12 protein-coding genes are annotated in these 15,176 nt (G+C 44.0%); 1 reads left to right on the top strand and 11 read right to left on the bottom strand.

The window, feature by feature from the left end; all coding sequences use genetic code 11:
- Positions 1–46 precede the first annotated feature (46 nt).
- From CSV74_RS14840 to CSV74_RS14880, 9 genes are all read right to left on the bottom strand, one after another.
- A complete protein-coding gene (locus CSV74_RS14840) occupies positions 47–487 on the bottom strand; it encodes a BrxA/BrxB family bacilliredoxin (RefSeq protein ID WP_099669266.1) in 441 nt (146 codons plus the stop codon).
- A 117-nt stretch (positions 488–604) separates the two neighbouring features.
- A complete protein-coding gene (gene meaB, locus CSV74_RS14845) occupies positions 605–1,654 on the bottom strand; it encodes a methylmalonyl Co-A mutase-associated GTPase MeaB (protein WP_029054582.1) in 1,050 nt (349 codons plus the stop codon).
- A gap of 32 nt (positions 1,655–1,686) precedes the next feature.
- Positions 1,687–3,843 carry a methylmalonyl-CoA mutase gene (scpA, locus tag CSV74_RS14850; RefSeq protein ID WP_029054581.1) on the bottom strand — a complete coding sequence of 719 codons (2,157 nt, stop codon included), beginning with the start codon at positions 3,841–3,843 and terminating at the stop codon, positions 1,687–1,689.
- On the bottom strand, positions 3,836–5,509 hold the full coding sequence (locus CSV74_RS14855; protein WP_099692269.1) for a methylmalonyl-CoA mutase family protein: 1,674 nt from the start codon (positions 5,507–5,509) through the stop codon (positions 3,836–3,838). The genes scpA and CSV74_RS14855 overlap by 8 nt, the downstream gene beginning before the upstream one ends.
- A 422-nt stretch (positions 5,510–5,931) precedes the next feature.
- Positions 5,932–7,254 (bottom strand): dihydrolipoamide acetyltransferase family protein, encoded by a 1,323-nt coding sequence (locus tag CSV74_RS14860; protein ID WP_099692270.1) that lies wholly within the window; start codon positions 7,252–7,254, stop codon positions 5,932–5,934.
- 18 nt (positions 7,255–7,272) lie between these two features.
- The gene (locus CSV74_RS14865) at positions 7,273–8,256 is read right to left on the bottom strand and encodes an alpha-ketoacid dehydrogenase subunit beta (protein ID WP_099692271.1); all 984 of its coding nucleotides are present in this window, start codon (positions 8,254–8,256) and stop codon (positions 7,273–7,275) included.
- Complete coding sequence (locus CSV74_RS14870) at positions 8,256–9,260, bottom strand: thiamine pyrophosphate-dependent dehydrogenase E1 component subunit alpha (protein ID WP_099692272.1); 1,005 nt, start codon at positions 9,258–9,260, stop codon at positions 8,256–8,258. The genes CSV74_RS14865 and CSV74_RS14870 overlap by 1 nt, the downstream gene beginning before the upstream one ends.
- 13 nt (positions 9,261–9,273) lie before the next feature.
- Positions 9,274–10,701, bottom strand: coding sequence for a dihydrolipoyl dehydrogenase (gene lpdA, locus CSV74_RS14875; protein WP_099692273.1), 1,428 nt, complete (start codon positions 10,699–10,701; stop codon positions 9,274–9,276).
- Positions 10,702–10,806: 105 nt separating this feature from the next.
- Complete coding sequence (locus tag CSV74_RS14880; RefSeq protein WP_037562042.1) at positions 10,807–11,898, bottom strand: Leu/Phe/Val dehydrogenase; 1,092 nt, start codon at positions 11,896–11,898, stop codon at positions 10,807–10,809.
- A gap of 212 nt (positions 11,899–12,110) precedes the next feature.
- Between CSV74_RS14880 and CSV74_RS14885 the strand changes: the two genes are divergently transcribed.
- Positions 12,111–12,353 (top strand): DUF2627 domain-containing protein, encoded by a 243-nt coding sequence (locus CSV74_RS14885; protein WP_029054574.1) that lies wholly within the window; start codon positions 12,111–12,113, stop codon positions 12,351–12,353.
- A gap of 15 nt (positions 12,354–12,368) precedes the next feature.
- On the opposite strand, the gene CSV74_RS14890 is transcribed toward CSV74_RS14885, so the two are convergent.
- Positions 12,369–13,088 (bottom strand): glycerophosphodiester phosphodiesterase, encoded by a 720-nt coding sequence (locus CSV74_RS14890; protein ID WP_099692274.1) that lies wholly within the window; start codon positions 13,086–13,088, stop codon positions 12,369–12,371.
- Positions 13,081–14,634: a flagellar assembly protein A gene (locus tag CSV74_RS14895; RefSeq protein ID WP_158231817.1), complete on the bottom strand. Its 1,554-nt coding sequence runs from the start codon at positions 14,632–14,634 to the stop codon at positions 13,081–13,083. The genes CSV74_RS14890 and CSV74_RS14895 overlap by 8 nt, the downstream gene beginning before the upstream one ends.
- Positions 14,635–15,176 lie beyond the last annotated feature (542 nt).

A 15,176-nucleotide genomic window follows, 5' to 3' on the forward strand; every position in this document is an offset into this window, starting at 1 on the left:
CCTCCAGCGTCTGTCGAGACTAGACGGCGCATTCCGCTTTAGTTAATTACAGTTCTTCACAGTGCTCTTCAAATTGTTCTTGAAGATTGACAACTACTGACATTGGGTCATGTCCTTCGATTTCAAAACGTCCTACTTCACCGATCAGTTTGCCGTCTTTTAGCAAAGCGAATGATGGAGAAGATGGGATGTGATCTTCACCGAAGTGCATACGTGCTTGTGCAGTTGCTTCTTTGTCTTGTCCAGCAAATACTGTTACTAAGTGATCAGGACGCTTGTCGTAATGTACTGCGTGTGCAGCTGCTGGGCGTGCAATTCCGCCAGCACATCCACAAACCGAGTTGATCATTACTAATGTCGTACCAGGTTGCTTAAATGCTTCCTCTACGTCCTCAGGTGTTTTCAACTGTTTGTAGCCGCTCGCTTCCATTTCGGATCTCGCTTGGTTCGTCATATCGTTCATGTAAAAATCAAAGTTCATAGTCATTTTACAATATCTCCTCTCTTGTACTCTATAATTGTGATAGCCTCATCAGTTCCGCTACGACACTTCCCTGATCATAATTTGACTATCCTCTTCAATCATAGCATATCCCTACAGGAATTAAGAAGAAAACAATCGATCAATTGCTCCTGTTACAGTTAAATGTCCGTCTAGCAATTCTTCCTCAAGTGCCTTCACCTGCGTTTTTCGTCCTGACTCCGAGAAAAATGAATCAATCAAGTGATCTCGGATCATCGAATGGAACCAATCACGAGTCTGATGCTGACGTCTTGTGTCCCAATGATTCTTTTCCTTCATTTCTTTTTCGAATTCCAAAACCGTTTCCCATACCGCTTCTAAGCCGGTCTTTTCTATAGAAGAAACCGGTTGTACTCTCGACGTCCATTCGGGAGATGCAGGTTGCAGCATGTGCATGATGCGAGTATATTCACGCACCGTTTTTTTAACGAGCGGCTTATTGGCACCGTCATTCTTATGCACCACAACACCATCCGTCAGCTCCATGATCCCCTTTTTCATTCCTTGCAGCTCGTCACCAGCGCCAGTCAACACAAGCAATAAGAAATAGTCGACCATACCGCGGACAATCGTTTCACCTTGGCCAACCCCTACCGTTTCAATCAATATGACGTCATAACCCGCCGCTTCACAAAGTAACATCGTTTCGCGAGATTTCTTATGCACACCACCAAGTGTTCCCGCTGACGGAGAAGGACGGATAAAAGCATTTTTATGCCGCGCCAACTCCTCCATACGGGTCTTGTCACCTAAGATACTTCCACCAGTCAATGTCGAACTGGGATCAATCGCAAGCACCGCCACTTTATGACCCATTTCCGCAAGCATTAGACCAAACGCCTCGATGAATGTACTTTTTCCGGCACCCGGTACACCTGTAATCCCAATCCGGATACAGTTGCCCGTTTTCGGCAGAAGGTTAGTCAACACTTCCTGACCGACCTTCTTATCGCTAGGCTTCGTACTTTCCAGCAACGTAATACCTCGTGCCAAATACAAACGAGAACCATTTTCTATTTCCTGTTGCAATACATCTAAATTTTTATGAGATGGATCTTTCTTAACAAAGCGTTTACGTGAAGAGGCAACAAATCCATCATGTGTGGATTCTATTCCGCGCATCACATGCATTGCTGATTCATCTCGTCCGTTTTGTTTTTCTGTCAATCCGTCACTTCCTCATAGCCGAGCTGTCTGTAAATCTCCTCAATGACTTTTTGAGCTGCCACTGGAATGACTGTACCCGGACCAAAGATTGCGGCCGCACCATTCTTGCGCAAGAAATCGTAATCCTGTGCCGGAATAACGCCACCTACTACGACTAAAATATCTTCACGATTGATTTTTTTCAGTTCTTCACGCAATGTCGGCACCAATGTTTTATGACCTGCCGCTAGTGAACTCACACCGATGACGTGCACATCATTTTCTGCCGCCTGCAAAGCTGTCTCTTCAGGTGTCTGGAATAAAGGACCAATATCTACGTCAAAGCCTAAATCAGCGAATGACGACGCGATCACTTTCGCTCCACGGTCATGTCCGTCCTGACCCATTTTCGCGACCAAAATACGTGGACGACGCCCTTCGTTTTCCAGGAACTCATCTGTCATATCTTTCACTTCTTGAATTTCTTCTTCATTTGAGAAGTTCGCGCTATATACACCACTCACTGAACGGATCACCGCCTTATGTCTGCCGGATACGGATTCAATCGCATCCGATATTTCACCGATGGTTGCGCGCGCTCTTGCTGCGTCAACTGCCAATGCAAGCAGGTTCCCTTCACCGCTCTTCGCCGCTTCCTTGATTGCCGTAAGAGTCGCTTGAACTACTTTCTCATCACGCTTGTCCTTCATATCGTTAATACGGTCAATTTGCTTTTGACGTACCATCGTATTGTCGATGTCTAAAATATCAATTGCATCTTCTGTATCCAAACGATATTTATTAACGCCGACGATTGTTTCCGCCTTCGAATCAATTTTTGCCTGACGCTTAGCTGCAGCTTCTTCAATCTTCATTTTTGGCAAGCCGGTTTCAATCGCTTCCGCCATGCCACCAAGTGATTCAATTTCACCGATTAATTCCCATGCTTTCTCCATTAACTCTTCCGTTAATTTCTCCACATAGTATGAACCGCCCCAAGGGTCAATTACTTTCGTCATCATCGTCTCCTCTTGTAAGAACAACTGCGTGTTACGTGCAATACGAGCCGAGAAGTCTGTCGGTAATGCGATCGCTTCATCCAATGCGTTCGTGTGCAATGACTGCGTGTGACCCATGGAGGATGCGTTTGCTTCGACCAATGTACGTGTTACGTTGTTGAACGGATCTTGCTCCGTCAAACTCCAGCCTGATGTTTGGGAGTGTGTACGCAATGCGAGTGTCTTCGGGTTCTTCGGTTCAAACGACTGCATCATTTGTGCCCAGATTTTTCGTGCCGCTCTCATTTTCGCTACTTCCATATAGTAGTTCATGCCAATCGCCCAGAAGAATGACAAACGAGGTGCGAATGAATCGATATCGATCCCCGCCTTCAAACCTGTCCGAACATATTCCAAGCCGTCTGCAAGTGTATACGCAAGCTCGATATCCGCTGTTGCTCCAGCTTCTTGCATATGGTAACCCGAGATCGAAATCGAGTTGAATTTCGGCATATTTTCAGATGTATAAGAGAAAATATCCGCAATGATCCGCATCGACATAGCCGGTGGGAAGATATACGTATTACGTACCATATACTCTTTTAGAATATCATTCTGAATCGTACCAGAAAGTTTTTCAGGACTTACACCAGACTCTTCAGCCGCTACGATATAAAATGCCATGATCGGCAATACCGCACCATTCATTGTCATCGATACCGACATTTGATCGAGCGGAATACCTGCGAATAAAATCTTCATATCTTCAATAGAGTCTATGGCTACACCCGCTTTACCTACGTCACCTGTTACACGAGGATGATCAGAGTCATACCCACGGTGAGTCGCAAGGTCAAACGCAACAGAAAGTCCTTTTTGCCCCATCGCCAAGTTCCGGCGGTAAAACGCGTTACTTTCTTCCGCTGTAGAAAATCCAGCATACTGACGAACGGTCCAAGGACGCGCTACATACATCGTCGGATACGGTCCACGCGTGTTTGGCGCGATACCCGGGAAGTCTTTCAAATGCTCTGTGTTTTCAATGTCTTTTGCTGTATAGACAGGCGCTACATTGATTCCTTCATTCGTTAAAAAATTCTCTTTTGACAATGCGTGCTGTGAGAGTTCATTGAGTGATTGCTCTATATTCACTTTACGGAAATCAGGTTTACTCAACGGAACGGCCTCCTTTAGTTTGCGTAATAATAGTATTCAACTTTTCGATTTTATCCTGTCCTGCGAAAATGAACCCATTTAGTCCATTTGCAAGCCACTGATCTGCTGTTTCTGATGGATATTTACCCGCTGTATCGATTAAACAATTTCCTTTATACGAAGCTAAGAAGTTGGTTACAGCCTCTTCTGTATCAGCAGCCGATGCACAAATCACTGCATAATCCGGCTGTTGCTCATCGATCCAACTGAGCGCTTGATCGGTTTTCTCGAAAGAAGGACTCCACGTCGCTTCGATGCCACCAACTGCCAAGAATCCACTGACAAAATCTGCACGTGGTTTATAATCTTTCAACGCACCAAAGTTTAGTAATACAGTTTTCGGTAACTCCTCTTTTTTCTTAGAACGAATATGTTCAAACGGTTCAGCCAATCGTTTCGACACAGTCACAGTTGATTCATTCGCATAATTCACGTCCGTCAATTCCGCATACACATTCGTGCCGATCAACGTCTTCTTGCCTGTCGCCATTTCTTTCTGACGCTGCGCATAAAGCTTGCTTAATTCACCAGACTGCAAGAAGGCTTGATAACCGCCATTCTCTTCAATCTCAAGAAACTTCGCCCATGATTTACGAATTAATTCAGTAGTCAACGATTCAATGAAGTATGAACCACCTGCAGGATCAAGAACTTGATCGATATGTGTTTCTTCCTTCAGAATCAATTGAATATTTCGAGCGTAACGATTTGAACTTGGTGACGTTCCCGTCAAAACATCATGTGGTAATACCGTCAGCCAATCCGCGCCACCTAAAATGGCTGAGAATGCTGAGTTGCCGCCACGTAATAAGTTTACATACGGATCGAGTTTCGAGTATGAACGCAATGAGGTAATACCTAGCAAAGGCACTTGCTTCGCATTCTCTACGCCGTATGCTTCGTTAAATAATTTCCACAACACGCGGAACGCACGGAACTTCGCAATTTCCATAAAGAAGTGTGTGTCAGCAGCAAATCGTGCATAGAAGGCGTTTGTGAATTCTTCAAACGAAGAGGATTCTTCCGCAAGTTCAGCTGCGATTGAAAGTGCTAGCGCGAGTTCTGTTACCGCGTCCGCCCCTTCATGATGCGCTGTCCATAAATCGGCACCCTTTGTGCGGACTCCTGGGAATCCCTCAGGTATTACCGAAGACGCACTGATGCAAATTCCTGTAACGTCTTTGCGCTTTGCATCTTCTATATAAGTAAAGGCTTGCAATATCGGATCATTGCTTTGCACTTCAGTGAATAGAATTGGGTAGTGCGTAATCAGTTCAGCTACTTGCTTAATGTCCGGTTCCGCCCAAACTAAAGGCTTCAGTCCGTTGTAAGCGATTGCTTCATTTCCCCGCGCCAAAGATTCTTTCATCTGCTCGACAAACTGTTCCCCATTTGTTGCACTAACAGGTTGTGCAATAGTCCAGCCGAACGCAGGTTTCGTTACGCGTGAAACTTCCAATTGGTCCAAGTCTTCTTTAGTATAAAGTGGATTGAGTTCAATGCCCTCAATCGTTTTTGTGTACAACGAGTCAAAAGACTTTCCTTTAAGTGATAAAACAGCCGCTTCTTTCCATTCAGTAAAGTTGGGGGCTGTGAATGTAAATGTTTTCATATTATGTATAGGCATAATGGTGCTCCTTCCCCTTTTTTAAACCATTAATAATTCTAGTGTACCGCAGAGTACGTTATGAAGAAAGGGGGAAATCAGAAGTTTCCGTCTAATATCGTTATATTCATACAATTTAATGACTTTTTATGCGTGAACTATTGAATTATTTGAGTGAATCGGATACATTAAACATCTTTTAATTGGAAAAGTGGAAAATCTAGTGAAAACCAATTCGTTTGCGCTCATTCATTCGTGTAAGCGCTCATAAAGTTTGTCTAGCCGCTCATTACGTAATTAGTAGCCCACTTGATTTCAAACTAGAACTGTACTTTATAGCTAATAAGTGATCAACTTCTATCCACAAGACCCTACACTCACTGCTTTCCCTCCAAAAAAACCAAAAAACAACCTCCAAAACCAAGTTTGGAGGTTGCCAAATATTAATATAAAGATGTCTTATCTTTAGCCATGCCTTCTAACAACTCTTTCACACGTGCAAGGAAACGTCCACAAACGAGTCCATCAAGCACCCGGTGATCAAGCGACAGACAGAGGTTGACCATATCGCGTGCAGCCATCATGCCATTGTCCATAATAACTGGACGCTTGACGATCGACTCCACCTGTAAAATAGCGGCCTGCGGATAATTGATGATACCCATTGACTGGACGGAGCCAAATGAGCCCGTATTGTTAACAGTGAACGTACCGCCTTGCATCTCTGTCGACTTCAGCTTACCGTTACGTACTTTTCCTGCCAACTCATGAATTTCGCGACCAATGCCTTTGATCGTCTTTTCATCCGTTTCTTTGATGACTGGAACATATAACGCATCGTCCGTTGCCACCGCAATCGAGATGTTGATGTCTTTTTTCATGACGATCGTATCGCCTGCCCACATCGAGTTCATTTCCGGGTATTCCTTCAACGCTTGTGAAATAGCCTTGATAAAGAAGGCGAAGTACGTCAAATTGAATCCTTCTTTTTCTTTGAATTCCTTTTTGACGCTATCTCGCAATAGCACGAGTTCTGTTACATCTACTTCTATCATCATCCACGCATGCGGCGCTTCCGTTACAGAACGTACCATATTGTTTGCAATCGCGCGACGTACACTCGTTACCGGAATTTCGATATCGCCGTTTTCGAGTTTCACATTCGACGACACAGCTTGTTCAGGAGCTGACTGTTGATCGGAAGATGCCACTCGTTGTTGCGATTCTTCTTGAACAGCAACTTCTTGTGGTGCTGTTTGCGACTGTGCTCCGCCACTTTCAATGAATGCCTGAATGTCTTTTCGTGTAATACGTCCTTCGCGTCCTGTACCGCTTACTTGTGCCAAATCAATGCCGTTTTCCTGAGACATTTTCAACACAGCAGGAGAAAATCGTCCCGCTGCCTTGCCACCCGTCACAGGCTGTGACTTCGCTTTCGGTGCTTCCTGTACTGGTTTCTCAGCAGGCTTTTCAGCTGGTGCGTCTGCTTTAGGTGATGAAACTTGTACTGGCGCTTCAGCGTCGCCTTCAATTTCAATCAAACAAACCGTTTCGCCTACTTCGATTGTATCGCCTTCTTTTGCGATGATTTCTTTGATCGTTCCTGAGAATGAAGAAGGGACTTCCGCTGTCACTTTATCGGTCGTCACTTCCGCAAGGGAATCGTATTTCGCTACCGTATCTCCTGGAGCGACGAGCCATTTTTCGATAGTTCCTTCTGTTACACTTTCACCCAGTTTCGGCATAGTGATTTTTTCAATGCCCATATCCTTACGCCTCCTTAGTTAAAATTCCGCTAAATCCCTTGCTGCCTTTTCGACCTTTTCAGGATTCATCATAAAGAACTTTTCCATAGAAGGGGCATATGGCATGGCAGGTACATCGGGTCCTGCTAATCGTTTGATTGGCGCATCTAATTCAAATAAACAATTTTCTGCAATGATAGCCGAAACCTCACTCATGATGCTGCCTTCTAGGTTATCTTCTGTTACCAATAGAACTTTTCCTGTTTTCGAAGCAGCTTCAATGATTGCTTCTCTATCTAACGGATAGACCGTACGTAGATCCAAAATATGGACTGAAATATTATCTTCAGCTAAACGTTCTGCAGCCTGAAGTGCAAAATGTACGCACAAACCATACGTGATAATCGTTAGATCTTCTCCTTCACGCTTCACATCCGCTTTACCGATTGGCAATACATAATCATCATCCGGAACTTCCCCTTTGATTAACCGATACGCTCGCTTATGCTCAAAGAATAACACGGGATCTTCATCGCGTACTGCCGCCTTCAACAAGCCTTTCGCATCGTAAGGAGTAGATGGGATGACAATTTTCAAACCAGGTGTCGAAGCGAACATCGATTCGACTGACTGCGAATGATATAAAGCTCCGTGAACGCCACCGCCAAAAGGTGCGCGAATGACGATAGGACAAGAGAAATCATTATTCGAACGATAACGAATTTTCGCTGCTTCCGAGACGATCTGATTGACCGCAGGCATAATAAAATCAGCAAACTGCATTTCTGCAATCGGACGCATACCATACATCGCAGCACCAATCGCCACACCGGCAATCGCGGATTCAGCGAGAGGCGTATCAAGCGAACGGTATTCACCGAACTGATCGTATAGCCCAGTTGTTGCTTTAAACACGCCGCCTTTACGGCCGACATCTTCCCCAAGTACGAATACTTGGTCGTCGCGTTCCATTTCTTCTTTCATTGCCAGGGTGATGGCATCTATAAATGAACGAACGGCCATTATGCTTCGCCTCCCTTTTCTTCATAGACGTAGCGTAGTGCGTGTTCCGGCTTCGCGTATTCCGCCAGTTCCGCATACTCTGTCGCTTCATCGACCTGCTTTTGCACTCGTTCTTCTATTTCATCATACTTTTCATCCGTCAAGACATTAACTTCTTTCAGATAATGAATGAAGGACAATAACGGATCTTGTTTCCTTTCGTCCTCAAGCTCTGCTGCATCACGATATTGACGTTGATCATCATCTGAAGAGTGTGCAGTCAGTCGATAACATACCGCTTCGACTAATGTCGGACCCTCTCCGTTTCTAGCACGGTCTGCCGCTTTTTTTACCACTTCATACACGGTCAACGGATCTCTTCCGTCTACCGTGTAGCCTGGCATACCGTAACCGATTGCACGATCGGAGACATTCTCACATGCCATTTGTTTATCAAGAGGTACGGAGATTGCATATTTATTATTTTCCACCATAATCACTGTCGGTAATTTATGCACACCGGCAAAGTTCATGCCTTCATGGAAGTCTCCCTGATTGGAAGAACCTTCTCCAAGAGTCACGAACGTGATGAAGTCTTCTTTATTCATTTTCGCGGCTAGTGCTACACCGACAGCATGTGGTAATTGCGTTGTAACAGGTGAAGATCCTGTCAAGATACGATTCTTGCGTTGGCCAAAGTGACCTGGCATCTGCCGTCCACCGGAGTTCGGGTCTTCCGCCTTGGCAAAAGCCGATAACATCAAATCTTTCGGCGTCATACCGAAATGTAAGACAACTCCCATATCTCGGTAATACGGTGCGATCCAGTCCTTTTCGTTATTCAGAGCGAATGAAGCCCCTACCTGTGCGGCTTCCTGTCCTTGACAGGAGATGACGAACGGAATTTTCCCCGCACGGTTCAGCAACCACATTCTCTCATCTAAACGACGTGCCATCAGCATCGTCTCGTACATCTGCAACACATCTTCATCTGTCAAACCCAATTCAATATGCCGATTACTCATTCCATTTCCTCCTTTACATGTGAATGGCTAGCCCATCAACCGCTAATGCCGCTTCACTGAACGCTTCAGATAATGTCGGGTGAGGATGAATTGCCGAAGATATTTCCCAAGGAATTGCATTCATCACCATCGCCAAGCCCGCTTCAGAAATTAGATCTGTTACGTGCGACCCCATCATATGGACACCGATAATATCATCCGTCTGCTGATTCACAATGATTTTCACGAATCCATCTGCATGACCATTAACTAATGCCTTACCATTCGCCTTGAACGGGAATTTGCCGATCTTCACATCAAACCCACGATCTTTCGCTTGTTGCTCCGTCACGCCAACTGCCGCTGTTTCCGGGTAGGAGTAAACACAACGTGGTACTAGATCGTAATCAATTGGATCTACCTGTTTTCCTGCTATATGTTCGATCGCATGCAATCCTTCGTGTTCCGCTACATGCGCCAATTGAAGGCCACCGATCACATCACCAATTGCATATATATGATCATCTTTTGTTTGATAATGATTGTTCGTTTGAATCGAGCCCTTTTCGACTTGGATATCGGTGTTTTGTAAACCGATATCATCGATCACCGGAGCGCGTCCCACTGACACCATCATCTTCTCGCTCGTGATGGACTGTTCTTCATCACCTAGCTTATAAGAAATCGTGACCTCACTATCGTTTTTCTGCAATGACTCCGTCAAGATTTCTGCACCTAATATGAATTTCACACCACGTTTTTCGAGCGCTTTATGCATCGCAACAGCTACTTCACGATCTTCTGTAGCCAATATCTGCTCCAGACGATCCATGACTGTCACATCTACGCCGAAATCTACTAGCATGGAAGCCCATTCGATGCCGATCACACCGCCACCAATAATCGTAATTGAAGATGGAAGCGCATTCATTAGTAGAGCTCCGTCGGATGTCATTACAGACTTTTCATCTACTTCGAGTCCAGGTAATGATCTTGGTTTTGATCCAGTAGCAATCACGAGATTTTTCAGAATCAATATTTCATTTTCATTACCGTTGTCCATTTCCACGGAAATAGTTCCAGGCATTGGAGAGAATATAGAAGCCCCTAGTATTCTACCCGTCCCATGATAGACGTCGATTTTACCTTTTTTCATTAATCCTTCAATACCTGCATGCAATTGATCGACAATTTTACCTTTACGTTTTTGTACTTGTGAGAAATCCAATGAGACATCTCCCGTATTCACGCCGAATTCATTCGCTTCTTGACGTGTTACGCGATAGACTTCCGCACTTTTTAGCATAGCTTTACTTGGGATACACCCGCTATGCAAACACGTACCGCCCAGTTTGGACTTCTCTACAATTGCTGTTGTCAAACCTAATTGAGCCGCGCGAATGGCTGCTACATATCCGCCAGTACCGCCACCTAAAATCACTACGTCATATTCTTTACTCAACGTAAAGGACTCCTTTCACTTACAGTAGTCAAATAAATGTAGACAGGCGAGTGTAGCGGTGGACAGGTACACCCTGCCTACCGCTATGACGCATCTACTAGATTATTATTTTGATATAATACTTTTTTCATTTCGCAAGAATGTACTTCTCGTTGCGCCAACTCTTGCAATGCGCTCTTCCGCCAAGCGATCGGCAGCCTGATAGGATGGAATGCCGTCTCGTTTTGAGATAGCGAAAATCTTTAGGATCGTGTCGTAAATACCTTCTACGCGCTTCAGTGCACGTGCTTCATTGTAACCAATCAATTCGTCAGCCACATTAATTACTCCGCCTGAGTTGATCACGTAGTCTGGAGCGTAGACGATACCCATTTCATGCAAGCGATTGCCATGTTCAGGTTCCTTCAATTGGTTATTGGCAGAACCCGCAACGACTTTTACTTTCAATTGAGGAATCGTTTCGTCATTGATTACTGCACCGAGAGCACATGGAGCAAAGATGTCCGCTTCTTGTGAGTAAATCTCGTCCGTCTCAACAGCCGTTGCTCCGAATGCCTCTACTGCACGCTGGACTGCCGCTTTATTGATATCCGTAACAATCAATTTTGCGCCTTCTTCATGTAAGTACTCACAAAGTGTGTACGCAACATTTCCAACGCCTTGAACCGCTATAGTTTTATCTTTAAGTGAATCATCACCGAATGCTTCTTTCGCAGCGGCTTTCATTCCTTTGTAGATACCAAGTGCAGTAACCGGGGAAGGATTTCCTGACGTACCTTCACCTGAAGAGATACCCGTAACAAAATTTGTTTCCAAATGGATTAAGTCCATATCGTATTCAGTAGTCCCAACGTCTTCCGCTGTAATATAGCGTCCGTTTAGCCCCTCTATGTAACGACCTAATGCTCTGAACAGCTCATCGTTCTTATCCGTTTTCGGATCGCCAATAATGACTGTTTTTCCACCGCCAAGGTTTAAACCTGCTGCAGCGTTTTTGTATGTCATGCCTTTAGCCAGTCGCAATGCATCTTCAATCGCATCTTCTTCGCTAGCATACGTCCACATGCGTGCGCCACCAAGTGCTGGCCCAAGTGTTGTGTCGTGAATTGCAATAACCGCTTTCAATCCCGATGTCTTGTCATAACAAAGCACCAGTTGCTCATAGTCGTGATCTTCCATGTACGTAAACAATTCCATTTGTATCCCTCCAGGCTAGTAAAAGATTCATAAAGTTTCATGCGTATGGTATTGATTCTAAATTTCCTACGACAAAAATGCAAATTTGACACATTTTGGTCATTATTTCTGTAGGTGTTTTGCAAACAATCTACCTATATCGTACATGATGGCAGAGTCCTTGACAATCCATGACCACACGGTAAAATTAAATAGGTAAGGGGTTGAATGATATGATACGTCTTGCTGCGTTTATTGTACTGTTGATTCCAGGGATTGCAGCGGCTCTGGGAATAAAATTAATGCGCGATTCATTGTTCGGACATCTTTTTCCGCCATTTCCATTCATCTGGATGCAGTTTTTAGGCGGTTTTATACTGTTCGCCGGAGGTCTTGGATTCTTTGCGGGCTTTTTATTACGCCGAGACCGCAGAACTGGACGAGCAGCTGACAGATTTAAAAAAGATTTGAAATAAAAGGGCCAAGGTGCACTACCTTGATCCTTTTATTTTTTTGCGTACACGCTTCGGATAATCCGTTATCCAACCTGTCACCTCGGGTGTAGTGCATAAAATAGATTCTGCACCGGTTACCCCATACATTCGTAATATCTTACCACTTTCTAGCAGATGTCTCTTAAACGGCTCTTTCCACAACCTTTTGTGAAAATGAAATGCATCGACATCATACGAATCAAGATTCTGCCAGTCGGTCGATTTTTTTCTAAGCAATAATGCGGTTTCCATGTCAGGATTCAATTCCTTTACCATACACAACGTCTCATAATCGAATGAAGAGAGATGTACGTCAGATAACGGTTCTACGTAATGCAAGATTTGCTCAAGTGCAACCATCTGCCCATAAACCGTTTCCTTTAATTCGACATTAAGCGCCAAATTATGTTCAGAACAGAAAGTAACTACATCAAATAAGAGCGGGATGGGATGGCCAAACATTCGCCTGTATCTGCTTTTACCTATTTTAATCTGTTGCAGTTCCTGTGATGTCAATTGATCAATGCGCTGATCAATTCCAGCGAGACGTGCTAAATCATTATCATGAATAACAACTAGTTGTCCGTCGCTCGTTTGCTGGACATCCAACTCGATTCCATCCGCACCTTTTTGTAGAGCCCCTAAAAATGCACGCATCGTATTTTCAAAGTAGTTGCCAGACGCGCCACGATGGGCAAATATTTTACTGTCAGACATTTAATACTCCTTCGCTGGTTATTTCGAAAACGCCTTTCGTTACACGACTCAACATGCTAGTTTTATTGCCTATTACGATCTGGACACCGGGGTGTGCTTCACGTGTGATTTCAATTTTCGGCGTGCTAGCTACTTGCACAAGTTGCAATTTATTTTTAATCGTCTGATCCAGCGATACAATTTCTTGCTGTTTTACCTGCAATGTCTTTTCTAGCCTATCCAACTGGCCTGCAGGAAGACTCGCTTTTATACTCGCCATTTCATCAAATGTCAACTCAATTTTCTTCAGCTCCGCGTGCTCCGCTTTGAGTTTTTCTGCAAGTTGCTGAATTTCTTCGAGCTCCATTTCTTTATTGACTCCTTTGACGATCAGTTTCGTCAGACGTTCATGACTATTGCCGGCCGTTGCACATACGATGGAAAACATTGCTTCTGCAACACCACCGATGATCCGACCTTTATGTTGATCAATACAAATATGATCGCCGTATAATTCAGATCCAAGTGAATAGAGGCCGATGTTCACTCGTTCCCCATAGATTTTGCAATTATTCGCATGTTTTACAAATACATTCTTTTTCGCCTTGATAATAGTTTCTCCTCCACCAAATACGCCACCTTTAATATAGACATCGCCTTCTTCGGAATAGATTTCCTTGGCGTTTGTCACACCTTCTTTTCCTTCGATGGAAATATCCCCTGTCGCATTGACTGAGAAGCCCGCCAAAACCGTTCCCATTACACGCACTGATCCATCAAATGTAATGGATCCGGTTTTCGTGCCGACGTCGTCGGGAATGATCAATTGCTTTCCAACACTAATTGCTCCGTTCAGTTCCTCAAGTGCACCGCCATGCAAAGCACGTAAGACCGTTTTGCCCTCTTCCTCAAACTCCCCAACAGATTTTCGATCATACACTAATTTACTATCCTCGCCTTTTTTAGCTGCTATCGGTTCACCAAAGACGTTATATCCTTCTAATCCTTCTTTAGCAGGCGTCTTCTCACCTAACCAATCACCTTTCACAATCGGTGTCACGAAATTCAATTCATAGTGATCGACAGAACCATCATCCCGAAGACTAGGTTTACGATCCGGCATCGCAATATACTCAACCCGTGCATTTTCTCCTTTGACAGGCTCTTTGCCTACCGAAATGATGATTGGATTACTTGGTAGATATGGTATGCTAAACAGTTTTTCTTTATCATATTGTACTTCTCTTTGGTCGAGTATTGCTTCCGCCTGTTTCAGGAACTGCTCTTTATTTGCAAGAAACTCTTCATTTGTTGCATGAATATACAATTCTACCTTCATTTTGCTAGGTGATATATATACTTCACAAGGAGCGGAGTACGAACCGATAGGATGCTGGCCTTCCGTCTGAAGAGCTTTCATTAACTCCTTGAATGAATTCAGTTTTAATCTAGGAATATCAGAAGCCAGTGTGTCAAATGACTTGAGCGGATATCCTACTTCCTTAGTGTTCATTATAATTTTGTTATTTTCTTCCAGAAGTTCAAAATATTCATTTTCAATTAACAACGAAATCCCTCCCTCTTTCATTACTAGTATAGAAGACTACAACGCACTTGAGATAGCTATTATGTAATTACACTGCATAAATAAGCATTTTCTCACAGCGTTCTCCGATGTTCTTAAGCATCGAAGTAAATACTGACTTTATTCCTATCTTTCGTCTACTGCATTAACTTCATCTTGAATTGTTGTGTGAGCGTATTTACGTTCAAAATCAAGTGAGAAGTTATTATGTATTGAGCGGTTAGATAAACTGTATGAGCGCTTAGAGCTGAGTATAGAGCGGATTAGGGTGAGATATGAGCGCTTATGGCAAGGTATGAGCGATTGCAGAGAAAGTATGAGCGATTGCAGAGAAAGTATGAGCGCTTACACGAATGAATGAGCGCAACCAAATTTGCAATCGCTAGTTATTCCCCTTTTTAACCGATAAATGAAACATCGCGCGACTTCGTCAGAACGCGTTGACCTAGACTGTCAGTCCCCAGCGTATCCAATGTCATCCTTCCCTATCTACAAACGAAAACCAACTAATACACCCGATTAGT

The sequence above is a fragment of the Sporosarcina sp. P19 genome (assembly GCF_002743165.1).
In the GTDB taxonomy this organism is placed as follows: Bacteria; Bacillota; Bacilli; order Bacillales_A; family Planococcaceae; genus Sporosarcina; species Sporosarcina ureae.